This is a genomic window from Citrobacter sp. TBCS-15, from assembly GCF_005280815.1.
Classification (GTDB): domain Bacteria; phylum Pseudomonadota; class Gammaproteobacteria; order Enterobacterales; family Enterobacteriaceae; genus Citrobacter; species Citrobacter werkmanii.
In genome coordinates this window covers 1-25,263 of the sequence record NZ_SZWK01000102.1, presented here as the reverse complement: position 1 = coordinate 25,263, position 25,263 = coordinate 1, and the positions used below count along the sequence as shown (strand labels likewise).

The window sequence follows — 25,263 nt, the reverse complement described above, 5'->3', positions numbered from 1 at the left end:
AAAATTTTTGTTACCCCGCTCCGCTATTTGATGTTGAATGCAGTAAGATTCTCACGCGTGATAGTAAAGTAAATCTTAATTTTGCTAGAATGCTCTGTATGTTTTGTACAATTTGATGCATGTTGTACAAAGTGACAGGAACCGCATATCGGTGACGGAGAATCAGGCGTGTTGGGGGAACTATGGCTTATTACAGCATTGGCGACGTCGCAGAGCGTTGCGGGATAAATCCTGTGACCCTTCGGGCATGGCAACGACGCTACGGTTTACTCAAACCTCAACGAAGTGAAGGCGGCCACCGACTCTTTGATGAAGAGGATATTCAACGTATTGAAGAAATCAAACGTTGGATTAGCAATGGTACGCCTGTTGGGAAAGTTAAAGCATTACTGGAAACCAGTACCCGTGAAACTGACGATGACTGGAATCAGCTGCAGGAAGAGATGATGAGCATTCTGCGGATGGCGCATCCGCCGAAACTGCGGGCCAAAATGCTCTCTCTTGGCCGCGCGTATCCGGTAGATGCGTTGATTGACCGAGTCTATCTTCCTGTACGCCAGCGACTCATACTTGATCATAATACCTCTCGCATAATGAACAGTATGCTTGACGGCGCGCTGATCGAATATGTTGCGGTACTCCTGTCAGAAACGCGTCGCAAGTCAGGGAAAGATGCCATTCTGATGGCCTGGGATGTTGAAGACAGAACCCGTTTATGGCTGGAAGCCTGGCGCTTATCGCAATCCGGGTGGCATATCGCCATTCTTGCAGAACCTATTGAAACACCACGTCCTGAGCTATTCCCCGGACAAACACTTTTTGTCTGGACCGGTACGACGCCAACCAGAAGACAAAATGAACTGCTGCAACACTGGAATGAGCAAGGATACAAAGTCATTTTCCACGGGCCTTGACCCGACAGACGCCCAGCTCGACGCAATAAAGCAAATACATTTTATTATCATATTGTTTACTTTTAGAGGTGCGTCATAAATCTGACAAAATGTGTTTTTTGCAAAACACGCATATCAAATCACCCATACCGCAATAAAAACCGCAAAACAGTTAAAGAAAAACATAATTATTCATTTTCCAGATAAAGCCCATACTATCCATACCGATAAACCGTGTTGGCTGGACAGGCCACATGTCGAAAAAAATGTTAAATTTAGGTTTATATGGTGAGATTCACTGTATACCACGGCCAAATTAAGAACATATTACTTTTATAACTAAGGTTTATCATGGATAAGTTATCTTACGCTTCAGATAGCAGCACATCTGCCTGGAATACCTACCTGCAACAAATCGAGCGTGTGGCCCCTTACCTGGGCGAACTTTCCCATTGGGTGGATACCCTGCGTCACCCAAAACGCGCATTGATTGTCGATATCCCGGTACAAATGGATGACGGGACTATCCGTCATTTTGAAGGGTATCGTGTGCAACATAACCTTTCGCGCGGTCCGGGCAAAGGTGGTGTGCGTTTTCATCCTGATGTTGATCTTAATGAAGTGATGGCCCTGTCCGCATGGATGACCATCAAATGCGCGGCATTGAATCTGCCGTACGGCGGTGCCAAAGGGGGTGTGCGCGTCGATCCGTTCTCACTGTCTGAGGGCGAACTGGAGCGTTTGACCCGTCGCTATACCAGCGAAATCGGCATTATTATAGGACCGCAGAAAGACATACCTGCGCCGGATGTGGGTACAAACGGTAAAGTGATGGCCTGGATGATGGATACCTATTCCATGAACCACGGCACCACCGTGACCAGTGTTGTCACCGGTAAACCTATTCACCTCGGCGGCTCGTTAGGCCGTGATAAAGCCACCGGTCGCGGCGTTTTTGTCAGCGGTCTGGAAGTGGCCCGTCGTGCTAATATCGAAGTTGAAGGCGCTCGCGTTGCAGTGCAAGGTTTTGGTAACGTCGGCAGTGAAGCCGCCCGTCTTTTCGCGGCAGCTGGCGCACGTGTCGTTGCTATTCAGGATCACACCGCGACGCTGTTTAACGCTACCGGTATCGACATGTCCGCGCTGTCAGCCTGGCAACTGGAACACAAGCAGATTGCAGGTTTCCCGGGAGCTGAAACCATCGCCAGCGAGGCGTTCTGGAGCCTGGAGATGGACATACTGATCCCTGCAGCGCTCGAAGGTCAGATCACGCGTCACCGCGCTGAAACGCTGACCTGTAAACTGGTACTCGAAGGCGCCAACGGTCCAACCTATCCTGATGCCGATGATGTTCTGGCTAGCCGTGGTATTGTGGTTGTACCTGACGTGGTTTGTAACGCTGGCGGCGTTACCGTCAGCTACTTCGAATGGGTTCAGGACATGGCAAGCTTCTTCTGGAGCGAAGAAGAGATCAACCAACGCATGGATAAAATCATGACCGATGCGATGGTACACGTATGGGAAAAAGCGGCCGAGAAATCCTGCTCTCTGCGTACCGCCGCCTATATTGTTGCCTGCGAGCGTATTTTACTGGCACGTAAAGATCGCGGAATTTATCCGGGCTAAGACCCTGAGTAATCTTGAGCATAAGCCACCTGCTAAGCAGGTGGCTTCCTATCTGCTGCTCACTGGGAGCATGTACAATTCTGCATCAGGTGCAATTGGCCGTGTTATTGTTTCTTCACTCGCTGCTGGTATCTCCGCACTGAACACCCTCTTTTCCTGCGCAGCGATGAGGAATTGTAATAATTCGCAATCCGACCTCAACCTAAATTTATTCATTAAGGCTCGACGGTGCGCCAGCACAGTTTTCTGACAAATATGCATATGCAAACCAATTTGCTTTGATGTGAGCCCTGACAATAATAAACGAATTAACTGATGCTGCTGCGCTGTGAATGTTTTATGTGGGCAACCCAAGCAAGAGCGCCCCTTATTGGTAAAATTTGCATTTTTCACTAAGGACCAGTGATGTTTAATCACCGCCCCCATCTGACTGGCCGAAGTATCGTGTGGAATAAAAATAATATGGTTGATACATGAAGGCACTTCGCCACGCGCAGGAATATGCTCCCTGTCAATTAAACCCACAATAAGCCCTGGCGATCGGGTAAAGAACTCTGAATGGCAAAGATAATGTTCACCGGGGCTGAGCATTAAAATCATCACATCATCAACTGCCCTATTTTTAGAGTCAAAATTGTGAATACTCAGAGTTTGCCTGGCCAATTCCAGTGAAAATATTTCTCTAAGTAATGCGATTAATCCCAATTTATACATATTGTCATCACAGCGGATGCTGATGTTCATTAAGGCGCCTGCTTTAGTTTATTGGTAGGTCATAGAAATAGTAATCGCAGAGTTGATGGTTCCAGGTGTTACCTGCCCTTGCTCACTATAAATTCTGGCGCGCAAACGCCATGTATAACGCTGATTGGAAATATTTGCAGTTAATGATTTTCCGTCGCCAAGGGGCACGCCATCGCTCGCCTGTAACTGGATTGCGACGGGTGAGGCGGTACCGCTATTCCGGTACATATCATTGGGATGGTCACTATCGGCGTTGCCGTTAAACAATACCGTAACGCGACTTGTCCCGGCAGGACACTGTTCAACACTTAACTCAAAAGCGACCCACGGCGTGGTCGAACTCGCGGTGTATAACGATGAAGCGGTAACAGATTGCCCAGGCGTTAAATCAACAGTTTTGGTCACACTGTCACTGCTCACCTGACAGGGCGCAGTTTTGACATTGCCGTTGATATTGAGCGTCACCGGATCGCCTATGCCCCATGCCGGTGATGCGAGCACCATCGCTATGGCCGTCCTTTTTCCAGGTAACATTCTTTATTCCCTGTTATTGGTAAGTAATATTCAGCGTCGCGGTTGCATTGGCGCTTCCCGGTCTGACGACTGACCTGGTCTGGTAGTAACGCGCCACCAGCGGAAATGTTTCCTGCCCGCCCGCTGAACGCTTCAACGCAATGCGATTATTCAGTTGCAACGGAACGTTGTTATAAAGCATTTGTATCCCTACCCCGTCTGCAGTTCCCGGCGTTCCCTGACCGTTCAGCGCCAACACGCTCGTATCGCCTGTCACATCGGGGTTTTGCGTACCCATGAGTTCCACGTTAATGTTGGCGGACGCATCACAGTTAAGTCCAAGGTTCTGGCTATCGCTACGCGGCGGGTTAAACCCCGATTGGTTAGAGAATTCACTGGCATTAATGTCGCCAAGGTTAAAATTCAGCATCTGGCTGGTAACAGAGCATGCTAATACCGTTACCTGAGTATTTGCATCGAGGGAAATTTGCGTAAAATAATTATCCGGTGTGACGAACCATCCCTGCATTATTACTCCCGGCGTTAAATATCCAGGGGTTATTTTCCCGGTTTTAATTAACATCACATCGTAAAAACCGAGATTATAAACGTAAGCCGTACCGTTGGATGGCAGCACAAAGCTACCAGGTGAAACTGATACGCGTATCCCCACACCATCGAGGTTAGTGTTAAATACATTATTTATTGGCGAGTTTGTTGCCGATAAATAATTAAACGTATAACCGCCACTGCATGACGTTGGCTTGTCGGGAGCATCCACTTCAAGCTTTGCATACCCGGAAAGTCTGGCCCGCGCAATTTCGCTACCTACCGGCGCATCGCGTTGCACGAGAATATTGCCCATGGTAACTGTGCCAAATAGCGTCGCATTGACGGAACAATTATCAGCATAGCTTAAACCGGGGAGTAACAATAAAATACACAGAACGTAAATTCGGTTCATCTTAATAGACTCAATAAATAAAGTGAGTTACCGACACAGACTGTCAGTCACGGTAATACCACGATAATTTTCTTCGCTGTTCAGCGTATATTTAGCCGTACAGTGCTGTTGGTTGTCATTGCCCCAGACAACGTCCAGTATGCTTTGTGGCTGCATGCCGCTTAAATAAACCTGGCCGTCATCCCCTACAATGAAGCTTTGCCCCTGAACACCTCTGACCGTCACCATCGCACCAAATGGGACAGGCTTTCCGTTATCACGGCGTAACGTGAGCAATACACGCAATCCTACGTTGGCCACAAAATCTGTGCGAACTATCGCGCCACGTGTTGGCACCACGGTTTTATTAGTCAGCTCCAGCTCAACGTCATCTGCTACAGTTGCCGTCTCCAGTCCGATATCATTTTTGCGATAGGGAGAGACGTTACTGGCAACGGTGTATCCACGAAAATCAGTGCGTACGCCACTTTGGTTTTTTATACCGACATTCGCAGCGCCCGGCGCTTTAATCAAGACGTTGGTTTCACCCAATGGCTGTGAAAATGTGACACCATCCGCGTGGGCGAGTACGCCCCCCGCTAGCGAATAATTCACCCGTTGCAGGTTGCGATCGTAACTGTAACCCCCGCTGACTTCAGCGTACCCGCCTTTATAATCAGCGTTCAGGCTGCCGGTATAACCAGCATCCTCAGAACCATAACCCTGCCGAATACTCCAGTTCAGAGCATTTCCCTCCAGCGCCATCCCGCTCAAGCCGACGCTGTGCGTTGTCCCGCTGTTACGACTGGTATTCATGCTATAGCTGGCCCAGGAATTGTTCGAAAAGCATTCCAGTGGAAGGCTAATATTCAGTGCCACCAAACGCTCGCTGTCGTAGCGAGCATTGCTGCCCGAATAACCGTTTTTACTCTGCGTCCAGCCAATCCCATAGCTTATTCCGTGCCAGGTGTTGTTATAACTCAGGCTCCATGACTGCAATGGTTTTGCGTAATGCCAATAATCTTCCCGCACCGCGCTGAGCGAAAGGGAGCCACCTGACGCTCCCAGAGACTGGTTGATGGTCGCCTCCATGCGATTACGGCGTTTCTCTATCGATGAGCTGCTGGTCCCATAAGAATCAAACGTGTCTTGCATCCCGGAATAGCCAGCCGTTGAATAACGATATCCGGCAATCGAAAAGTTTGTCCCGGTTACCACGCTATTTTTGCTGTAACGAATGCGCCAGGATTGTCCCTGCTGTTGTCCCGTATTCTGTGGCTGGGACCAGGACTGGCTAACATCAGCCGAAACCGCCCCCACCACGCCAAGATTTTTCCCGATACCTACTGCAACAGAACGATAATTATCTGCCCCCTGGACGCCGCCATAAGCCGTGAATCCTGCCGGCAAACCATAAATTAGCGTTCCCTGAACAAAGGATGTCTGCTCAACCCGACTGTCATATGAGCGATAACGCCCAGCGGTCAATGCATATTTAAGACGCCCTTCCCGCTGCAGTACGGGCAATGAAGCAAACGGAACGGTAAAATGTTGTTCACTACCGTCTGCTTCTTTGATACTCACGTCGAGATCGCCCGCGCCTCCTGTCGGGTACATATCGGTTATTTCAAACGCACCTGGGGAGATGTAGTTTTGGTAAATTTGATAACCATTTTGTCGAATGATCACCTGCGCGTTTGTACGGGCGATTCCTCGCACCACCGGCGCATAGCCTTTCAGCGAATCTGGGATCATCTCATCATCAGAGGCAAGCTGGCCGCCGCGAAAAGGAATACTGTCAAAAACGTCGGCTGGCGAAGAACTGTCGCCCAGCACCAGTTGCGCTTTCAGCGGAATAATATTGCGCTGTACGTAGCTATAGACGGTGTCCCAGTGAGCATTTCCCTGGCTGTCTTTATTCCAGGTGCTGTAGTTACGTAACCGCCATGGGCCAATGTTAATTCCCGGACGCAGGTTAACGTATTGACTGTTGCTGTTGTTTCCTGTGTCTTTTGTCCGGCTGTTATCCCCACTGAGACTGTAATTGAGCATCATGGCTGTAATACCTTCATCCCACTGTTCTGGCGCAACATAACCGCGCGCCGGTGAAGAAAGCGCGGCCTGCGGAATACTCAATAACAACTTCTGGGAAGAAAATAACAGTTCGCTGGAAGCCTGAGGAATAGCGGATAGATCAGCGCAATTCTCGTTCCTGACAAGCCCTGGATATAACGCTGTCTTCACACCGTAGCCCTCCAACAACTCTGTAGAAAGACACGGTTCCAGCATTCCCCCTTCCCGTCTGGTAAACACTACATCACGGGTATCAACATTCTCTCCATTAAGAAGAATATCAACATGATATGTTCCTTCCGCCTGTTGTCCTGTCTCAAAGCCGGAAAGATCAACATCGCCATTTGTGGATCCTGTACGCTCCAGCAACGCAGGGTTAAAATAATCACGACCTTTTACTTCATTAAGTACATTGGCGACGGTTAATAAAATACACAGCAACAATCGGACCGGAGGCGGATTAGATATCATTTTGGCTATCATCATTGACATAATCTTCCCGTCCGGACTGAGTTTTAGAGTGAAGCGTGATACGCCTCACTTATTCCGCCGTAATCATTAATAATTCTGTAGGTTATTACTCCACCGGTAATACCTGTCGGTAGTGCGAAACTCGCGCTGCGTCCGGGCGCGACAAACGTGACGTCTTCGATTCTTTTACCTGCCACGGTAATTTCATTAAAATTAATAAAGTATGCGGATGGGTTCGTCACCTGAATATATTTACCGTTCGATTTCCAGTGTAGTTTTTCTACCTGCGCATCTGGTGTTGACTGGGTTAATCCTGGCGGCCTGTAGATCAGTTTTATTCGCGTTTTGATAGCTATTTGTAATGTATTATCTTTACGTTCTGCAGACGGTATCGATTTAATATTGAGCCAGAACAGAGATTCTTTATCTTCTGGCAAATTACCTGCGCGAATAATGCGCATTACGTTTCGCTGTCCTTTATCCAACCGATAAAGCGGTGGAGTAATGATAAACGGTGCTTTTGCCACGTCGTTGCTTTGCGTTTCAATCCACGATTGAATTAAGTAAGGAACCGCATCAGGGTTATTAACGCTCAGCGAAGCCTCTTTCTTTCCACCATCGTAAATGACTCGGGTACCACCGATTGAAACACCCGCATGCGCAGTAGTAATACCGATCGCCACAACAACCAGGGGCAACATACAAGAACGTAATACTCTCATCATAAACCTCTGAAAGGGCCGTTTGCCGGCCCTTAAAACTGCACAGGTAAATCAGTTGTAGTTAACAGTGAAATTAGCCACCGCGTTAGCCGCGCCAGGAAGAACAGGCACAACGGTTGCCACATAGGCGGCATAGAAATCCAGATTATTATCCGCGGTACTGGATAACATGTAGGTATAACCGTTGTCCTGATTAAGTCCCAAGTTCATACTGTCTGCCGTCTTAAGACGTATTGCCACGCCGCTTGCCGCCCCGGAACCTTGAGTGATGGCCAACAAGCTACTGTCATTACCGTCATGTGCACCGTCAAATTTCACCTTTGCTGCGGCCACGCTGGCCGGGCAATCTTTCAGCCGTAGCGTAAACTTTGTGGTGGATGCTTCATCGCCAGTACTGGTGAATGCTGTTTTAGAAACACGTCCCAGGTCGACCATCAACGTATTGCTACTACCAATATCAACGGTACAGGCCGAATCGAGGATTTCACCATTAAAAATAACCGTACCATCATAGGCCATTACGTTTGAGGCCATGAGAATGGCCGCAGCAGACAACGTCTTCGCTATCACATTCTTATTCATAATTGCTTTCCTTAACTTTTATTTATAGTGCTGCATCGTTATTTACCCTGATGCAAATAACGCCCCATGCTTTATTATTGCCATCACTTTGAAAGCATTGAGAGAAATAACAATTAGCGCAAATTAACAAGGATTGGATTAGGCCTCCAGGTGAGGAAGGCCGATCCTTATTAGATGCTATTGCTCTTCTGCTTATGGGCAATTTTGATATAGATACACATATTTGCTCAAGTTATTTTTCGGTGTAATTTTACACCGAGCGATGGATTCCATTATCTCCCTCTCATTACCATAATTATTAAAACCAACAACATCTTATATTGTTTTTAACAGCATATTCACTGAGGAGGGCGACTCATGCCTGAAACAAAAATAATCATTGAATCAAGCATGTATCATGCCTTACCGATAAAGCCGGTGGAGCACATAATAAATATCATTGAGAAGCTAAAGCCGAACGCCAACATTTATGAAACAAAATACAGACAAATAATTAACTACAAAAGCAATAATTCTCATCAATGTTATTTGCTATTGAATGGCACGATTGCGATCTTCAGGCAACGCGACGGCTTTATGCTGAATTCTGAAGTCGCGCCATTTATCTTCGGGTTAAGCAATCAGCTTGCAGAATCGGAATATCTTTTTATGCGGTGTGAAGAGTGCTCAACCGTAGCGGTCATTCCTCTGGAAACAGCTAATGAGATTATTGCCAATGAGGATTTGTGGGAGAGTCTGTCCAGGTTACTCATTTATACGGCCGGGCGTGTTTATGACCATTGTACTCGCATTTCCGCCCCAACCTCTTACGATATTATTCGCTCACAACTTTATGAGTTGATGCGCGAATCTGACGAGTTTCGGCAGCACATTACCGCTGCAAACTATATTCAGAGCCGCACGTTTCTGTCGCGCAGCAGTATCATGAAAATTCTGGCCGAATTAAAAAAAGGCGGTTATATCGTTACCGAGCGCGGCGTATTGAAACAAATACAGCAAAATATTCCCCTGAAGTATTAACGGTACGCTATGCTGCACAACGTAAACGAATGAAAATCTATGCGGGATAACCCCATCATGCCTTATGAATCGCCGATAAACCTGCTCAAACAACCCTCGCCCTATGCTCCGGAATTGTTGCGACAATTGGCAGAAGAATGCGAGTTCAGGCGCTACCCCAAAGGTAGCCGCTTCGTATTTATCCAATATGGAGAACATATGTGTCAGTTTATCCGCCAGGGTACGGTAAGTATTGAAAACCTGGAGAATAATCTGGCCTTAGGCATCGCTTCTGCGCCAGTGTCTCTCGGCTTCACCAGTGCATTATCAGAGAAACTATTGCTCCGCGCCCTTGAGGAATGTGAAGTTGCGACTGTCCCGCTGGAAACCGTTATGGCACGCATTGAAGCAAAACAGCTTTGGGAGCTCATGGCCCGGCATATGATCATCGTGACAAATAAACTGTTTATTCAAAATGAGATGGTAGCGGCCCCCACCACTTATGATGTGCTGTGCTATCAGCTACAGGCTCTGGCCAAAGAATCAGACAACATTCGCCAGCAGATTGCCGCCTATCAGTACATTCTGGACAGGACGCACCTTTCACGTAGTAGTGTGATGAAAATGCTCGCAGCCTTAAAAAAAGGGGGATATATCGAACTTGAGCAAGGAAAACTGGTGGCGATCAACCACCTGCCTGCGCGGTTTTAACTTTCATCCTCCACTTTTCTGTTCGTTCACGCCCTTTATTCTGATGAAGCAGCCTATCGCCCCTTTCTGCGGCCCCTAAAACAAAAGGATGCCCAACGTCGCATTTTTGGCGAATTTCACGCCACATCGTTTCAATATGGAACGTATTGAGGTGGCAATGTTTCGTATTGAAACGCTAACTCACACAATTTTTTTTTGCATACCTGTGTGCAAAATTACCTTATCGGCAGCGAGCGGTCGCCGTAGCGTTGTACAAACCGATACCCTACATCAGATGGCTGCAGAATTTTGGCAGCATCCAGGACTGTCTGCGGAGCATAAATAATGAAAAAATTGATTAACCGTGTTGAAGACGTACTGAATGAACAACTCGCCGGACTGGCGAAAGCTTACCCTTCCCTGGCCTTGCATCAGGACCCGGTCTATGTCACTCGCGCAGATGCGCCGGTGATGGGCAAAGTGGCACTACTCTCCGGCGGCGGCAGCGGACATGAACCAATGCACTGCGGTTATATTGGGCAGGGCATGCTCGCCGGGGCCTGCCCGGGTGAAATTTTTACCTCACCTACGCCGGATAAAATGTTCGAATGCGCCATGCAAATTGACGGCGGTGAAGGCGTCCTGCTGATCATCAAGAATTACACCGGTGACATTCTTAACTTCGAAACCGCCACCGAGTTGCTGCACGACAGCGGTATAAAAGTCACGACCATGGTGGTGGATGACGACGTCGCGGTGAAAGACAGTCTGTATACCGCCGGTCGTCGTGGCGTGGCGAATACCGTATTGATAGAAAAACTGGTCGGCGCGGCCGCCGAACGCGGTGACTCGCTGGAAGCCTGTGCGGCACTCGGGCGTCAACTGAATAACCAGGGGCACTCCATTGGGATCGCCATTGGTGCCTGTACCGTTCCGGCCGCCGGGCAACCGTCGTTCACGCTGCAGGATAACGAAATGGAATTTGGCGTGGGTATCCACGGGGAACCGGGCATTGACCGCCGAGCCTTCACGTCTCTCGACCAAACCGTAGATGAAATGTTCAACACGCTGCTGGAAAACGGCAACTATAGCCGCACGCTGCGTCATTGGGACAACGTCCAGGGCGCATGGCAGGAAGGCAAAGAAAGCAAACGGGCGTTGCAAAGCGGCGATCGCGTCATTGCGCTGGTCAATAATCTCGGTGCAACACCGTTGTCAGAACTCTTCGGCGTGTATAACCGCCTCGAAAGCCGTTGCCAGGATGCGGGGATCGTCATTGAGCGCAACCTGATCGGTTCTTACTGCACCTCTCTGGATATGACCGGCTTTTCAATCACCCTGTTACAGGTGGATGACGAAACGCTGAATTTATGGGATGCACCGGTTCACACCCCTGCTCTCAACTGGGGTAAATAAGGAGATTCATGATGTCCCTCACCAGAACGCAAATTGTTAACTGGCTCTATCACTGCGGCGAAATATTCACTACCGAAAGTGATTTTCTCACCGGACTGGACCGGGAAATCGGCGATGCCGACCACGGTCTGAATATGCACCGTGGCTTTAGTAAAGTGGTCGAAAAACTGCCGTCCATCGCCGATAAAGACATCGGTTTTATTTTAAAAAATACCGGCATGGTATTGCTCTCAAGCGTTGGCGGAGCCAGCGGCCCGCTGTTCGGTACCTTTTTCATCCGCGCCGCCCAGGTCACTCAAGCCCACCAGAGCCTGACGCTGGACGAGTTGTATCAAATGATCCGCGATGGCGCAGAAGGCGTCGTTAGCCGTGGTAAAGCTGAGCCTGGCGACAAAACCATGTGCGACGTCTGGCTACCGGTGGTCGAATCTTTACGTCAGTCCTGCGAGCAAAAGTTAAGCGTACAGGCAGCGCTGGAAGCTGCAAGCCAACAAGCGGAAGCTGCGGCGCAAAGCACCATCACCATGCAGGCACGCAAAGGCCGCGCCAGCTACCTTGGTGAACGCAGCATTGGTCATCAGGATCCTGGCGCAACGTCCGTCATGTTTATGATGCAAATGCTGGCTCAGGCGTCCAGAGAGTAAGGATAAAGCGATGGTAAACCTGGTTATTGTGTCTCACAGCGCCCAACTGGGCGAAGGCGTCGGCGCGTTAGCCCGACAAATGTTAATGGGCGATGGCTGCAAACTCGCTATTGCCGCAGGCATTGACGATCCCGAGAATCCGATTGGCACCGATCCTATTAAGGTGATGGAAGCCATCGAGTCCGTGGCTGATACGGATCACGTGTTAGTGATGATGGATATCGGCAGCGCGTTACTGAGTGCGGAAACCGCCCTTGAGCTGCTTGACCCTAGTATCGCCGCGAAAGTCCGTCTGTGCGCCGCCCCGCTGGTTGAAGGCACGCTGGCCGCGACGGTTAGCGCCGCTGCGGGTGCTGATATCGAGCGGGTCATCCGTGATGCCATGAACGCCCTCGACGCCAAATGTGAGCAACTGGGTTTACCTTCGCCCTCGGCAGCAAAGTCCACTTCTGCTGAACACTCCCCCGACACAGATGCCCGTTCGATTGCCATTGTGGTGAAAAACCCCAACGGCATCCACGTTCGTCCGGCCTCGCGACTGGTATCTACGCTGTCTGGCTTTAATGCCGACATGTGGCTGGAGAAAAACGGCAAGTGCGTCGTCCCTGATAACCTCAATCAGATAGCCTTACTGCAGGTGCGTTGTAACGACACGCTGCGCCTGATTGCCAAAGGAGAACAGGCAGAAGATGCGCTGGCCGCATTCAAACAGCTGGCGGCAGAGAATTTTGGCGAATCGCTTGAGCCAACGCAGGCGAAAAACGCGGCGACTCAGGTCCCGTCACGAGCGACGGGGACGGTATTTTGTTACGCGCCATTCTCACCCGAAATAAGCCAGCAGCCTGCTGCATCATTGCAGACTGAGCAGCAGCGATTACAGGCCGCCATCCAGAGCACGCTGAATGATTTAAGCGAGCTAACCGCGCTTGCTGAAGAGAAGTATTCCGCCGATATCGCCGCGATCTTCTCCGGTCACCACACGCTGTTGGACGATCCTGAGCTGTTCGATATGGCCTGCGACGTAATGCGTGAAAAGCAGTGTAGCGCCGCCTGGGCCTGGCAGCAGGTGCTGAGCGAACTCAGCCAGCAGTATTTACAGCTCGATGATCCCTACTTACAAGCACGATACATCGACATTGAAGATTTACTGTCTCGTTCGCTGCAGCATTTGACTGGAGTGACGGCGCAAATCCCGACGTTCACCCGCCCGACAATCCTGGTCGCTGACGTCATTTATCCGTCTACGGTATTGCAACTCGATCCGCTGACCATCAAAGGGATCTGCCTGCGTGCCGGTAGCGAGGCTTCTCACCCGGCGATTATCGCCCATGAAATGGGACTTTGCTGGATGTGTCAGCAAGGGGAGACACTCGATAGCATAAAGATGGGAGATACCCTCACTCTTGACTGCGTGGCACATCGGATAACCCATACAGGTTAATGTCATCAGCACACCCTTCTCGACAGGGTGTGCATCTTCTGCGTTCGTAGGGAAATGTCTGTTTATTCGCAAAATGGGGAGCCGATCACGCGCAACGGTCGATCCTGAACTAAGGTTTTCTCATGGTAAATGCCGCTGCTTCGGCACGCCGCTAAGGAGATTAACCGATGATAACACCAGAAATTCGCCATCCCGGCCTGCTTTCTGTCGCGATAAAACTGACGCTTGCCAGTACCCTTTTTGCCTTTACCTCTTTTACCGTCAATGCGGAGGACGCGCCAGCAACGACACCGCAACCGCCTGATATTCTGCTTGGCCCTTTGTTTAACGATGTACAAACGGCCAAACTTTTCCCTGACCAGAAAACCTTTGCTGACGCGGTTCCCAATAGCGATCCGTTAATGATCCTCGCCGATTATCGAATGCAAAAGAATCAATCTGGATTCGATTTACGTCATTTTGTCGGGGTGAATTTTACCTTACCGAAAGAAGGTGAGAAATACGTCCCACCAGCCGGGCAATCGCTGCGCGAGCATATTGATGGGCTGTGGCCAGTGCTAACCCGCTCGACAACCGATGCTGAAAAATGGGACTCGCTGCTACCGCTTCCGGAGCCATATGTGGTACCAGGCGGACGTTTTCGCGAAATATATTATTGGGACAGCTATTTCACCATGCTGGGGCTTGCCGAAAGTAATCACTGGGACAAGGTTTCCGACATGGTGGCAAACTTCGCTTACGAGATTGATGCCTGGGGACACATTCCAAACGGCAACCGCACCTATTATCTGAGCCGTTCTCAACCGCCGTTCTTTGCTTTTATGGTTGAACTGCTGGCGCAGCACGACGGGGATGATGCGCTGAAAAAATACCTTCCACAAATGCTCAAAGAGTACACCTACTGGATGGAAGGCGTCGAAACGCTCCAGCCCGGTCAGCAAAATAAGCGCGTCGTTAAGCTGGATGACGGCACCATTTTGAACCGCTACTGGGATGACCGCGATACGCCGAGGCCAGAGTCATGGGTGGAGGATATCGCCACCGCCAAAAGTAACCCGAACCGCCCGGCTACCGAAATCTACCGCGACCTGCGTTCCGCCGCCGCATCTGGCTGGGATTTTAGCTCCCGCTGGATGGATAACCCCAACCAGCTAGGCACCTTGCGTACCACCAGCATCGTGCCGGTCGATCTCAATGCGCTGATGTACAAAATGGAAAAAATGATCGCCCTCGCCAGTAAAGCCGCCGGCGATGATGCCAAAGCCGCGCAGTACGAAGGCTTCGCCAATGCCCGGCAAAAAGGGATCGAAAAGCACCTGTGGAACGACAAAGAGGGTTGGTATGCCGACTACGATCTGAAGAGCCATAAAGTACGTAATCAGCTTACTGCCGCCGCCCTGTTCCCGCTGTACGTTAATGCGGCGGCAAAAGATCGCGCCAGTAAGGTCGCCGCGGCAACCCAGGCGCATCTACTGCAGCCCGGCGGCCTTGCTACCACCTCGGTGAAAAGCGGCCAGCAATGGGATGCGCCAAACGGTTGGGCCCCGCTCCAGTGGGTCGCAGCATCCGGGTTGCAGAATTACGGTCAGGATAACGTCGCTATGGACGTCACCTGGAGATTTCTCACCAACGTGCAGCACACTTACGATCGCGAAAAAAAGCTGGTTGAAAAGTATGACGTGAGCACCACAGGCACTGGCGGTGGCGGCGGTGAATATCCGTTGCAGGATGGGTTCGGCTGGACCAACGGCGTTACCCTAAAAATGCTCGACCTGATTTGCGCCAAAGAAAAACCGTGTGACAGCGTCCCCGCATCGCGTCCAGCCCCGGCTGGGACAGCATCAACTGAGCTTCAAAAGCAGACACAACCGACGCCATAACGAACTTTCAATTACAAAGAAACGGCCCCCGCAGGGGCCGTTCAGTTAATCTCGTCGCACAAGCCGGAAAACACCCAACACAACAATCGCGCCGACTACGGCCACCAGGAAGCTGTGGAGATTAAATCCGCTGACATCACCGCCGATACCAAACATCGTTGCCAGCCATCCGCCGACCACAGCACCGACGATACCGAGGATACAGGTCAGGATAAAACCGCCGCCATCGCGCCCCGGCATAATCAGTTTGGCGATAACACCCGCAATCAGACCAAAAACAATCCAGGCAATAATTCCCATTTTCAGGCCCTCTTTCCAGTGAATGTGCGCTCGTTATTCCCGCGCCAGTGCATTAAGTATAGGCAAGCTGTTGGATGACGCTTTTACGCGCAGACTTAATTCATTGGCTTTAGTAAAAAATTCATCCATTTGTCTTAAGTTCTGTCGTTTGATGCCGATAATCCAACGATAAACCCGGCATCCAGGAGTCATTAGGTGTGAGTATCTACAATGAGCAGTTCCTGAAGCAAAATCCGTTAGCGGTGTTAGGCGTACTCAGGGACTTAAATTCGCAGCAGGTTCCACTGCGTATCTCCTGGTCTGGTGGCCAGTTCATCAGCAAAATACTGGCAGTCAGCCCGGACGAACTGGTCATGGACTTTGGCAGTCAGGAATATGAAAACCAGGCCGTGCAGCGGGCCAGCCAGATCTCAGTTATCGCCGAAACGCAGGGTGCCAAAGTGGAATTCACCCTGCCACAGCTTAAAAAAGGCGAGTATCAGCGGCTACCGGCATTTATCTCAACGCTGCCGCCTTCACTGTGGTTTATTCAGCGCCGGGAATATTTCCGTATCGGTGCGCCGCTGCACCCCCCCTATCGCTGCGCGGCAAAGATGCCGGACAACAGCATTCTGCATTTTCGCCTGTTCGATTTGTCTCTCGGCGGCATGGGTGGACTGTTAGAAACGGCAAAACCAGAGGGACTGGTAGAAGGCATGCGCTTCTCACACGTTGAACTGAACATGGCGCAATGGGGGGTGTACCACGTTGACGCCCAGCTCATTTCTATTAGCGAACGCAAAGTTATCGACAGCAAAAACGAAACCATTACCACTCCCCGCCTGAGCTTTCGTTTTCTCAACGTCGGCCCGGCGGTGGAGCGGAACTTACAGCGGATTATTTTTTCCCTTGAGCGCGAAGCCCGGGAAAAAGCAAACAAGGTGCGCGATTAACATCACCTGAATTACATCGCATCCAGCGCTTGTTGAAGCTTCCAGATATAGCGCGGGGCCTGCGGCGCCGGATGATTATCAGCCACATAATCGATAAATTCATCCGGACTGAGATCGTTGATCTTATTGATCGCTTTTTTCCTGTCGGAGGAGAACGTTCGCAGTAGCGCGCCCGCCCCGTTGGCGTACGACACCACCACCGCATATTGCATCACCTGCGGATCTTCAATTCCGGCCAGCGGTCCGGTTTCAAGAATACTCAGGTAGGCGGCGCCCATCGAAATATTACGCTCAGGATTTTTCAGCTCGCTGGTCGACGGCTCTCCGCTCCATCCCATACGACGATAAACATCACGCCCTGACGTAGACGCTTTTAGCTGCATCAGACCAATCGCATTCGATTTACTGACCGCATTCGGATTTCCGCCAGATTCAATGGCGATGATAGCGGTAATCAATTGTGGGCTGACACCCCAGGCCGCACCGGCTTTTTCACTGATCGGCATCCATTGCATTGCGCGTTTGACCGGAACTTCAGCATTCCATGGCGGATTTTTGTAATCCTGTTTTGAACTACAGCCCGCAAGTAATACAACCAAAAAAGCAAACCATCTCAATTTCACGTCATCTATCCTTATAGCCGGAACCTGTCGCTGAGGTGACAACGACATACCTACGCGGCATGATATACATTTGGTTTTAGTTGTAGCAAGGAAATGCCATGTCCCGGTTTCACTTAATTGCCCCTTCGGGCTACTGTATCAACCAGCAGGCTGCATTACGTGGGCTTGCGCGGCTTACTGAGGCCGGTCATCAGGTCGACAATTCGGCTGTCATTACGCGCCGCTGCCAGCGTTTTGCTGGCACCGAAGCAGAGCGTCTGGCTGATGTGAACTCGCTCGTAAATCTGCAAACGCCCGATACCATTGTCATGGCGGTACGCGGAGGCTATGGCGCCAGCCGTTTACTGGAAGGTATCGACTGGCAGGGGCTGGCTGCCCGTCAGCAGCAAAACCCGCTGTTGCTCTGCGGGCACAGCGATTTTACGGCGATTCAGTGCGGTTTGCTGGCGCAAGGGAATGTGATTACCTTCAGCGGCCCAATGCTGGCGGCTAACTTCGGGGCCGAGGAGATGAACACGTTTACCGAGTACCATTTCTGGCAGGCTTTGCGTCATCCCCAATTTACCCTCGAATGGCAGAGTAACGGCCCGGCATGTACGACCGAAGGTACGCTATGGGGCGGAAATCTGGCGATGATCATTTCGCTGATGGGCACGCCGTGGATGCCCGCTATCGAAAACGGTGTGTTGGTGCTGGAAGACATTAATGAGCACCCATTCCGTATTGAACGCATGCTGCTGCAACTATACCACGCAGGAATTCTGGCGCGGCAGAACGCCATCATTCTTGGCAGTTTTAGCGGCAGTGCGCCCAATGACTATGACGACGGTTACAGCCTTGATTCGGTTTGCGCTTTTCTCCGCGCCAGATTGTCAGTTCCGTTAATCAGCGGTCTCGATTTTGGTCATGAACAGCGCACCGTCACCCTGCCTTTGGGGGCGAATGCGATGCTGAAAAACGATAAAAATGGCGCTCAGCTCACCATAAATGGTCATCCGGTACTTAAATCGTAAAAAAAGCCACTAACAGGGCTAAGTAAAACGCTGTTTCTGTCGTTATTATGTTAGGGTTTGTTAATACGAAACAGCGTAATTCAGGAGTAAACGAACGTTGGATGCCGCAGCAATTATTAGCCTTTTTATTTTGGGTTCCGTTCTCGTCACCTGCAGTATCTTACTCAGTTCATTCTCATCACGTCTTGGCATCCCTATTCTGGTGATATTTCTCGCTATCGGGATGTTAGCCGGTGTGGACGGTGTCGGCGGTATTCCTTTTGACAACTACCCTTTTGCCTACATGGTGAGTAACCTGGCGCTGGCGGTTATCCTGCTCGACGGCGGCATGCGCACCCAGGCCAGCTCTTTTCGCGTCGCGTTGGGTCCGGCACTATCACTGGCGACCGTCGGGGTACTGATTACCTCCGGACTTACCGGCATGATGGCCGCATGGTTGTTTAATCTGGATCTCATTGAGGGACTATTGATTGGCGCGATAGTCGGTTCCACCGACGCGGCGGCGGTCTTTTCCCTGCTTGGCGGTAAGGGGCTTAACGAACGTGTTGGCTCCACACTGGAAATTGAATCCGGGAGTAATGACCCGATGGCGGTGTTTTTGACTATCACGCTTATCGCCATGATCCAAAACCACGAGACCGGTTTAAGCTGGATGTTCGCGGTGCATATTCTCCAACAGTTTGGCTTAGGGATTGTGCTGGGACTCGGCGGCGGCTACCTGCTGCAGCAAATGATTAACCGCATTTCGTTGCCTGCCGGGCTGTATCCGTTACTGGCCTTAAGCGGCGGGATCCTCATTTTTGCTCTGACTACCGCGCTGGAAGGCAGCGGTATTCTGGCGGTTTACCTGTGCGGTTTCCTGCTGGGTAATCGCCCGATCCGCAACCGATTTGGTATTCTGCAAAACTTCGATGGCCTGGCCTGGCTGGCGCAAATAGCCATGTTCCTGGTGCTGGGGCTACTGGTCACACCGTCCGACCTGCTGCCTATCGCGATTCCGGCGCTGATTTTGTCCGCGTGGATGATTTTCGTGGCACGTCCGCTGTCGGTCTTCGCCGGACTGCTGCCGTTCCGTGGCTTCAATCTGCGCGAGCGTATTTTTATCAGTTGGGTAGGCTTGCGCGGGGCGGTGCCGATCATCCTTGCCGTCTTCCCGATGATGGCGGGCCTGGAGAATGCGCGTCTGTTCTTTAATGTGGCCTTCTTCGTGGTTCTGATCTCCCTGCTGTTTCAGGGAACGTCGCTTTCCTGGGCGGCTAAAAAGGCCAAAGTGGTGGTTCCGCCGGTCGGCTGGCCCGTTTCACGTATTGGTCTGGATATTCACCCGGATAACCCTTGGGAGCAGTTTGTTTATCAGCTCAGCGCGGATAAGTGGTGTGTGGGAGCCGCATTGCGCGATCTGCATATGCCGGAAGAAACGCGAATTGCCGCCCTGTTTCGTGACAATGTATTGTTTCATCCGTCGGGCAGCACGCGCCTGCGTGAAGGCGACGTGTTGTGCGTCATTGGTCGCGAGCGCGATCTCCCCGCTCTCGGCAAGCTATTCAGCCAATCGCCGCCGGTATCGTTAGACCAGCGCTTCTTTGGGGATTTTATTCTCGAAGCCAGCGCAAAATATGCCGACGTGGCGCTGATATATGGCCTCGACGATGGCACAGAGTATCGCGATAAACAGCAAACGCTGGGTGAAATTGTTCAGCACCTGTTAGGCGCCGCGCCGGTCGTCGGTGACCAGGTGGAATTTGCTGGCATGATCTGGACGGTGGCCGAGAAAGAAGATAATGCGGTGCTGAAGGTTGGTGTTCGCGTTGCTGAAGATGAGGATGAGTAACGGAGCTGTTTTTGCCGGGTGGCAGCTGCGCCTACCCGGCATACAAAATACACTGCTTCTCCAGGCCTGAAAGCTGCGCGCCATCAGGCAATTTTACAAAGTTACACCGTCACAACCGGTACGCGCAGCGCCAGCGAACACATCAGCTCGTAGCCCACCGTACCCGCAGCAGCGGCCACATCGTCAATTTTAATCTCTTTGCCCCACAGCTCTACCGGCGTGCCGATCCCCGCCTGAGGACATGGCGTCAGGTCAACCGCCAGCATATCCATTGAGACCGTTCCGACCGTTTTGGTACGCACACCGTCCACCAGTACTGGCGTGCCGCTCGGCGCATGGCGCGGATAACCATCTGCATACCCGGTCGCCACAATGCCGATGCGTTGCTCTCCACTGGCGGTGTAACGCCCACCGTAACCGACCCGATCGCCGGCTTTCAGCGTTTGTATGCCTATAATTTCGCTGCTTAACGTCATCACAGGTTTGAGACCTGTATTCGCGATGTCTCGCCACTGTCCAGACGGCGATGCACCGTACAAGATGATGCCAGGGCGAACCCAGTCATAATGCGCTTCAGGATGCCACAGCGTGGCAGCTGAATTGGACAGTGATCGTCTGCACTCCAGCCCTTCTGTCGCCTGCGCAATACGCGTCATTGCTTCCTGAATGCCATCCGTGTGTTCTGCATCCGCGAAGTGCGACATCAGCGTCATTTCACCGACGTTGGGCATTGCCCGCAGCTGTTGCCAGACCGTGGAAACTCTGTCCGGTAAGAAACCCAGACGGTTCATGCCACTGTTCACCTTCAGATAAACATCGAGCGGTGCATTCAGACGCGCATTCTGCAATGCTTTAAGCTGCCAGTTACTATGCACACACGTTGTCAGACGATATTTGTCATATACCGTCAGGTCGTCGGCGTGGAAAAAACCCTCCAGCATTAATATCGGGCCTTTCCATCCCCGCTCGCGCAGGGTTATCGCCTCTTCAAGATTGAGCATGGCAAAACCGTCGGTTGTGCCCAGCGCATTCCATACTCGTTCAATGCCGTGTCCGTAGGCATTGGCTTTCACTACCGACCAGACGCGGGCATCCGGTGCGGCCTGGCGCGTAATGGCCAGATTTTGTTTCAACGCCTGCAGGTCAATGCTGGCCAGTATCGGGCGGGTCATCTCTCGTCCTTATCAGTTATGTGCGCCGTGTAAATGCCGTGGACGAGAGGGGGTAAACCCCGGACTGTAACGCGCCACGCTCAAATCGTCGTAAGGAATGGCTGGGGTACGGCCAGACAAAATATCGCTCAGCAACTGGCCGGATCCACAGGCCATGGTCCAGCCCAGCGTGCCATGACCGGTATTGAGTAGCAGATTCTTAAAGCGGGTTCGTCCCACGACCGGCGTACCGTCCGGGGTCATCGGGCGCAGTCCGGTCCAGAATGTGGCCTGTTCCACATGACCGCCGCGCGGGAAAAGATCGCGTACGACCATCTCCAGCGTTTCGCGGCGTGGCTGCAGCAATTCGGTATTGAAGCCAACAATCTCCGCCATGCCGCCAACGCGAATGCGGTTATCAAAGCGAGTAATGGCGATCTTGTAGGTTTCATCAAGGATAGTAGAAACCGGTGCCCCGTCATCCTGCGCCACTGGAATGGTCAAGGAATAACCTTTCAGCGGATAGACCGGAATATCCACGATCCCTTTGAGCATCGCCGTGGAGTAAGAGCCAAACGCCATCACATAAGCATCGGCTTTAATGATTTCCTCGCCACACTGCACGCCATATATTTGCTCACCTTCGCTGAGCAGCTTATCAACTGGGGTGTTAAAGCGGAACGTAACGCCCGCTTGCTCGGCCATCTGCGCCAGGCGCTGGGTAAACAGTTGGCAGTCACCGGTTTCGTCGTTCGGTAAACGCAGACCGCCGGTCAGCTTGTGCGCGACTTCTGCCAGTGCCGGTTCGACTTCAGCCAGGCGGTTTGCTTCCAGCAACTGATATGGCACGCCCGCGTCTTCGAGCACGGCGATATCGCGGGTGGCGTTCTCATACTGTTGAGCCGTACGGAACAGCTGTAACGTTCCGCCCTGACGTCCTTCATACTCAATGCCGGTAGAAGCGCGCAGCGCTTTCAGACAATCACGGCTGTATTCCGCCAGCCGCACCATACGTCCTTTGTTTTCCATGTAGTGGCTGGTGTCGCAGTTGCGCAGCATTTGCCACATCCATTTCAACTGGAACTGGGTCCCGTCGAGACGGACGGCCAGCGGGGCATGGCGCTGAAACATCCATTTAATTGCTTTAAGCGGTACGCCTGGCGCCGCCCATGGTGCTGCATAACCTGGCGAGATTTGTCCGGCATTTGCCGCACTGGTTTCCAGTGCCGGACCGGGCTCACGATCAATGACGGTGACATCGTGTCCAGCCTGACTTAAGTACCAGGCGCTGGTCACGCCAACGACACCACTTCCCAGTATGACAACTCGCATAGCCACTCCGTTAACAGTAAAAGAACAATCATCTAATTACATCTTGATAACTCAGTTGAAAATATTATTCAACATATGGCTTTTTTATGGTGACTTATCTCACATATAGCGGTGATTGCAGGGAACTCACTGCTTTGGAATCTCATGCTGTGCGTTATTTTTATCCAGCATAAAATTTTGCGGACATGCCTTTTTTCCACGCCTCGCTATCGTGAAATCGCAAAGAAAAAATTTCTGCCGCAGCACGTTTTTTAACACCATGATCTATGCTTGAAATGAGGTACTCCAGACAGAGAGTGCCGCCAACAATGAGGGTGCGCGAATGGCTACGATTGATTCCATGAACAAGGACAGCACACGGTTAAGCGATGGACCCGACTGGACGTTTGATCTGCTGGATGTCTATCTGGCGGAAATAGACCGCGTGGCGAAACTCTACAGACTGGATACCTACCCGCACCAAATCGAGGTGATCACCTCCGAACAGATGATGGATGCCTACTCCAGCGTCGGGATGCCAATCAACTATCCGCACTGGTCGTTTGGTAAGAAGTTTATTGAAACCGAGCGCTTGTATAAGCATGGTCAGCAGGGACTGGCCTATGAAATCGTCATTAACTCCAATCCATGTATCGCGTATCTGATGGAAGAGAACACTATCACCATGCAGGCGCTGGTGATGGCGCATGCCTGCTACGGACATAACTCTTTCTTCAAAAATAACTACCTGTTCCGTAGCTGGACGGATGCCAGTTCCATTGTCGACTATCTGATCTTCGCACGAAACTACATTACCCAGTGTGAAGAGCGTTACGGTGTAGATGAAGTCGAAAAGCTCCTCGACTCCTGTCATGCGCTGATGAACTACGGTGTGGACCGTTACAAACGACCACAAAAAATCTCGCTACAGGAAGAGAAAGCCCGGCAGAAAAGCCGTGAAGAGTATCTGCAAAGCCAGGTGAATATGCTGTGGCGCACGCTGCCGAAGAAAGAGGAAGAGAAAACCATTTCCGAAGCTCGGCGATATCCTTCCGAGCCGCAAGAAAACCTGCTGTATTTTATGGAGAAAAACGCGCCGCTGCTGGAATCCTGGCAGCGTGAGGTGTTACGCATCGTGCGCAAGGTCAGTCAGTATTTTTATCCGCAGAAACAAACGCAGGTGATGAACGAAGGCTGGGCCACCTTCTGGCATTACACCATCCTGAACCACCTTTATGATGAAGGTAAAGTTACCGAACGTTTTATGCTGGAGTTTCTGCATAGCCACACCAACGTGGTATTCCAGCCGCCATACAATAGCCCGTGGTATAGCGGGATAAACCCTTACGCGCTGGGCTTTGCGATGTTCCAGGATATCAAGCGTATCTGTCAGTCCCCCACCGAAGAAGACAGATACTGGTTCCCGGATATTGCCGGTTCCGACTGGCTGGAAACCCTGCATTTCGCGATGCGCGATTTTAAAGATGAGAGCTTCATCAGTCAGTTCCTGTCACCAAAAGTGATGCGCGATTTCCGCCTGTTCACCGTGCTGGATGACGATCGCCACAATTACCTGGAGATTTCCGCTATCCATAATGAGGAAGGATATCGTGAAATTCGTAGCCGACTGTCGTCGCAATATAACCTCAGCAATCTGGAGCCGAATATTCAAATCTGGAATGTTGATCTGCGTGGCGACCGGTCACTCACCTTGCGTTATATTCCGCATAACCGCGCCCCGCTGGATAAAGGCCGCAAAGAGGTGCTGAAACATGTGCACCGGTTATGGGGTTTTGACGTGATGCTGGAGCAGCAGAATGAAGATGGCAGCGTGGAGCTGCTGGAGCGTTGCCCGCCGAGGATGAACGGTCTGTAAAAACAAAACCCCTCGAATGAGGCAATACCGTTCAGTTAAGAATGTATGGTGAACATGTGATTCTTGATCAGGGTTCCGTTCACCGCAGCCGTATCACTTCTCTAAAGCACTGATACCCGTGAACGTGCAAGGGAGGCTCACCGCCGCCTCCCTTGCATCCCAGGCTCCCGGCGGGAAAATCGTCGCTGCGCGATTCATTCGTCTTATGCCGTCTGCCTGTCGGGTCGGGGCCGAGCCTGCGTCCATGCAGGCCGTCCCCTCTGTCCGCATCCCTGCGGACAGACCAGGTCAGCCGTCAACGCCTCATCGATTTTCAGCCGGACCGGGGTCATCGCTTCAACGCTCTGACTTTCAGTAAAATCTTTTTTGCTGTTCAACATATTCAAATAAAAACACAGGAGGTCAGGTGTGGCTGGTCCGGCTGAAAATTGCCGACGTGTTTCCGTAAGGCCGGGAGAGCCAGCATGGATGCTGGCTCAGGGCGCGCTTTGCAGGGATGCTACCTCGCGCCCGGCCCGATAGCCTGGAGGAATAAGCGGAGGGAATTGCGCAGCAACAATTTTCCTGCCGGGAGCCGGGATTGTAAAGG

General features: G+C 51.3%; 22 protein-coding genes. 12 read left to right on the top strand and 10 right to left on the bottom strand.

From position 1 onward, the window contains the following. The first annotated feature begins 182 nt into the window (after positions 1–182). Both FDW96_RS06815 and FDW96_RS06810 read left to right on the top strand, forming a co-directional pair. Complete coding sequence (locus FDW96_RS06815; RefSeq protein ID WP_042307920.1) at positions 183–914, top strand: MerR family transcriptional regulator; 732 nt, start codon at positions 183–185, stop codon at positions 912–914. A 330-nt stretch (positions 915–1,244) separates the two neighbouring features. Next, positions 1,245–2,519, top strand: coding sequence for a Glu/Leu/Phe/Val dehydrogenase (locus tag FDW96_RS06810; protein WP_042307917.1), 1,275 nt, complete (start codon positions 1,245–1,247; stop codon positions 2,517–2,519). 48 nt (positions 2,520–2,567) lie between these two features. On the opposite strand, the gene FDW96_RS06805 is transcribed toward FDW96_RS06810, so the two are convergent. The 6 genes from FDW96_RS06805 to FDW96_RS06780 are packed head-to-tail and all read right to left on the bottom strand — an operon-like array spanning position 2,568 to position 8,567. Continuing rightward, positions 2,568–3,263, bottom strand: a complete 696-nt coding sequence (locus tag FDW96_RS06805) for a helix-turn-helix transcriptional regulator (protein WP_137365407.1) — start codon at positions 3,261–3,263, stop codon at positions 2,568–2,570. A gap of 18 nt (positions 3,264–3,281) precedes the next feature. After that, a complete protein-coding gene (locus tag FDW96_RS06800; protein ID WP_137365406.1) occupies positions 3,282–3,797 on the bottom strand; it encodes a fimbrial protein in 516 nt (171 codons plus the stop codon). 13 nt (positions 3,798–3,810) lie between these two features. Further along, on the bottom strand, positions 3,811–4,740 hold the full coding sequence (locus tag FDW96_RS06795; protein ID WP_137365405.1) for a fimbrial protein: 930 nt from the start codon (positions 4,738–4,740) through the stop codon (positions 3,811–3,813). 27 nt (positions 4,741–4,767) lie between these two features. Then, positions 4,768–7,278: a fimbria/pilus outer membrane usher protein gene (locus tag FDW96_RS06790; RefSeq protein WP_137365676.1), complete on the bottom strand. Its 2,511-nt coding sequence runs from the start codon at positions 7,276–7,278 to the stop codon at positions 4,768–4,770. Between the two features lie 29 nt (positions 7,279–7,307). Then, positions 7,308–7,985, bottom strand: coding sequence for a molecular chaperone (locus FDW96_RS06785; protein ID WP_137365675.1), 678 nt, complete (start codon positions 7,983–7,985; stop codon positions 7,308–7,310). A 51-nt stretch (positions 7,986–8,036) separates the two neighbouring features. Then, entirely contained in the window at positions 8,037–8,567 is a 531-nt protein-coding gene (locus tag FDW96_RS06780; protein WP_137365404.1) for a fimbrial protein, read from the bottom strand. Between the two features lie 357 nt (positions 8,568–8,924). On the opposite strand from FDW96_RS06780, the gene FDW96_RS06775 reads away from it, so the two are divergent. The 6 genes from FDW96_RS06775 to FDW96_RS06750 all read left to right on the top strand — a co-directional run bounded on the left by FDW96_RS06775 (position 8,925) and on the right by FDW96_RS06750 (position 15,637). Next, entirely contained in the window at positions 8,925–9,587 is a 663-nt protein-coding gene (locus tag FDW96_RS06775) for a winged helix-turn-helix transcriptional regulator (protein ID WP_170974689.1), read from the top strand. A 39-nt stretch (positions 9,588–9,626) separates the two neighbouring features. Continuing rightward, entirely contained in the window at positions 9,627–10,277 is a 651-nt protein-coding gene (locus FDW96_RS06770; RefSeq protein ID WP_252362856.1) for a winged helix-turn-helix transcriptional regulator, read from the top strand. Between the two features lie 324 nt (positions 10,278–10,601). Continuing rightward, positions 10,602–11,672 carry a dihydroxyacetone kinase subunit DhaK gene (dhaK, locus tag FDW96_RS06765; RefSeq protein ID WP_061381208.1) on the top strand — a complete coding sequence of 357 codons (1,071 nt, stop codon included), beginning with the start codon at positions 10,602–10,604 and terminating at the stop codon, positions 11,670–11,672. Between the two features lie 11 nt (positions 11,673–11,683). Continuing rightward, positions 11,684–12,316, top strand: a complete 633-nt coding sequence (dhaL, locus tag FDW96_RS06760; protein ID WP_137365672.1) for a dihydroxyacetone kinase subunit DhaL — start codon at positions 11,684–11,686, stop codon at positions 12,314–12,316. Positions 12,317–12,326: 10 nt separating this feature from the next. After that, a complete protein-coding gene (dhaM, locus tag FDW96_RS06755; RefSeq protein WP_137365403.1) occupies positions 12,327–13,757 on the top strand; it encodes a dihydroxyacetone kinase phosphoryl donor subunit DhaM in 1,431 nt (476 codons plus the stop codon). 167 nt (positions 13,758–13,924) lie between these two features. Further along, entirely contained in the window at positions 13,925–15,637 is a 1,713-nt protein-coding gene (locus tag FDW96_RS06750) for an alpha,alpha-trehalase (RefSeq protein WP_137365402.1), read from the top strand. Between the two features lie 45 nt (positions 15,638–15,682). On the opposite strand, the gene FDW96_RS06745 is transcribed toward FDW96_RS06750, so the two are convergent. Further along, the gene (locus FDW96_RS06745; protein ID WP_006684222.1) at positions 15,683–15,937 is read right to left on the bottom strand and encodes a GlsB/YeaQ/YmgE family stress response membrane protein; all 255 of its coding nucleotides are present in this window, start codon (positions 15,935–15,937) and stop codon (positions 15,683–15,685) included. 197 nt (positions 15,938–16,134) lie between these two features. Between FDW96_RS06745 and FDW96_RS06740 the strand changes: the two genes are divergently transcribed. Further along, complete coding sequence (locus tag FDW96_RS06740) at positions 16,135–16,869, top strand: flagellar brake protein (protein WP_042307898.1); 735 nt, start codon at positions 16,135–16,137, stop codon at positions 16,867–16,869. A gap of 11 nt (positions 16,870–16,880) precedes the next feature. Here FDW96_RS06740 and emtA read toward each other — a convergent pair whose 3' ends face one another. Further along, positions 16,881–17,492, bottom strand: coding sequence for a membrane-bound lytic murein transglycosylase EmtA (emtA, locus tag FDW96_RS06735; RefSeq protein WP_042307896.1), 612 nt, complete (start codon positions 17,490–17,492; stop codon positions 16,881–16,883). Between the two features lie 98 nt (positions 17,493–17,590). Here emtA and ldcA point away from each other — a divergent pair, with 98 nt between their 5' ends. Beyond that, on the top strand, positions 17,591–18,505 hold the full coding sequence (gene ldcA, locus FDW96_RS06730; protein ID WP_137365401.1) for a muramoyltetrapeptide carboxypeptidase: 915 nt from the start codon (positions 17,591–17,593) through the stop codon (positions 18,503–18,505). 97 nt (positions 18,506–18,602) lie between these two features. Beyond that, entirely contained in the window at positions 18,603–20,336 is a 1,734-nt protein-coding gene (locus FDW96_RS06725) for a potassium/proton antiporter (protein ID WP_042307893.1), read from the top strand. 101 nt (positions 20,337–20,437) lie between these two features. Here the strand turns inward: FDW96_RS06725 and dadX are convergent, their stop codons facing one another. Together dadX and FDW96_RS06715 are read right to left on the bottom strand one after the other, a co-directional pair. Continuing rightward, positions 20,438–21,508 carry a catabolic alanine racemase DadX gene (dadX, locus tag FDW96_RS06720; RefSeq protein WP_061381204.1) on the bottom strand — a complete coding sequence of 357 codons (1,071 nt, stop codon included), beginning with the start codon at positions 21,506–21,508 and terminating at the stop codon, positions 20,438–20,440. 12 nt (positions 21,509–21,520) lie between these two features. After that, the gene (locus tag FDW96_RS06715) at positions 21,521–22,819 is read right to left on the bottom strand and encodes a D-amino acid dehydrogenase (protein WP_042307891.1); all 1,299 of its coding nucleotides are present in this window, start codon (positions 22,817–22,819) and stop codon (positions 21,521–21,523) included. A 322-nt stretch (positions 22,820–23,141) separates the two neighbouring features. Here FDW96_RS06715 and FDW96_RS06710 point away from each other — a divergent pair, with 322 nt between their 5' ends. Beyond that, entirely contained in the window at positions 23,142–24,674 is a 1,533-nt protein-coding gene (locus tag FDW96_RS06710) for a SpoVR family protein (RefSeq protein ID WP_006684212.1), read from the top strand. Positions 24,675–25,263 lie beyond the last annotated feature (589 nt).

Coding starts and splice junctions, on each gene's coding strand:
- FDW96_RS06745 (WP_006684222.1), bottom strand. CDS start 15,937: ATGGGAATTATTGCCTGGATTGTTTTTGGTCTGATTGCGGGTGTTATC.
- dhaM (WP_137365403.1), top strand. CDS start 12,327: ATGGTAAACCTGGTTATTGTGTCTCACAGCGCCCAACTGGGCGAAGGC.
- FDW96_RS06710 (WP_006684212.1), top strand. CDS start 23,142: ATGGCTACGATTGATTCCATGAACAAGGACAGCACACGGTTAAGCGAT.
- FDW96_RS06805 (WP_137365407.1), bottom strand. CDS start 3,263: ATGAACATCAGCATCCGCTGTGATGACAATATGTATAAATTGGGATTA.
- FDW96_RS06785 (WP_137365675.1), bottom strand. CDS start 7,985: ATGAGAGTATTACGTTCTTGTATGTTGCCCCTGGTTGTTGTGGCGATC.
- FDW96_RS06780 (WP_137365404.1), bottom strand. CDS start 8,567: ATGAATAAGAATGTGATAGCGAAGACGTTGTCTGCTGCGGCCATTCTC.
- FDW96_RS06750 (WP_137365402.1), top strand. CDS start 13,925: ATGATAACACCAGAAATTCGCCATCCCGGCCTGCTTTCTGTCGCGATA.
- FDW96_RS06810 (WP_042307917.1), top strand. CDS start 1,245: ATGGATAAGTTATCTTACGCTTCAGATAGCAGCACATCTGCCTGGAAT.
- FDW96_RS06770 (WP_252362856.1), top strand. CDS start 9,627: ATGCGGGATAACCCCATCATGCCTTATGAATCGCCGATAAACCTGCTC.
- ldcA (WP_137365401.1), top strand. CDS start 17,591: ATGTCCCGGTTTCACTTAATTGCCCCTTCGGGCTACTGTATCAACCAG.
- dadX (WP_061381204.1), bottom strand. CDS start 21,508: ATGACCCGCCCGATACTGGCCAGCATTGACCTGCAGGCGTTGAAACAA.
- dhaL (WP_137365672.1), top strand. CDS start 11,684: ATGTCCCTCACCAGAACGCAAATTGTTAACTGGCTCTATCACTGCGGC.
- FDW96_RS06795 (WP_137365405.1), bottom strand. CDS start 4,740: ATGAACCGAATTTACGTTCTGTGTATTTTATTGTTACTCCCCGGTTTA.
- FDW96_RS06815 (WP_042307920.1), top strand. CDS start 183: ATGGCTTATTACAGCATTGGCGACGTCGCAGAGCGTTGCGGGATAAAT.
- FDW96_RS06775 (WP_170974689.1), top strand. CDS start 8,925: ATGCCTGAAACAAAAATAATCATTGAATCAAGCATGTATCATGCCTTA.
- FDW96_RS06800 (WP_137365406.1), bottom strand. CDS start 3,797: ATGTTACCTGGAAAAAGGACGGCCATAGCGATGGTGCTCGCATCACCG.
- FDW96_RS06790 (WP_137365676.1), bottom strand. CDS start 7,278: ATGATGATAGCCAAAATGATATCTAATCCGCCTCCGGTCCGATTGTTG.
- FDW96_RS06715 (WP_042307891.1), bottom strand. CDS start 22,819: ATGCGAGTTGTCATACTGGGAAGTGGTGTCGTTGGCGTGACCAGCGCC.
- dhaK (WP_061381208.1), top strand. CDS start 10,602: ATGAAAAAATTGATTAACCGTGTTGAAGACGTACTGAATGAACAACTC.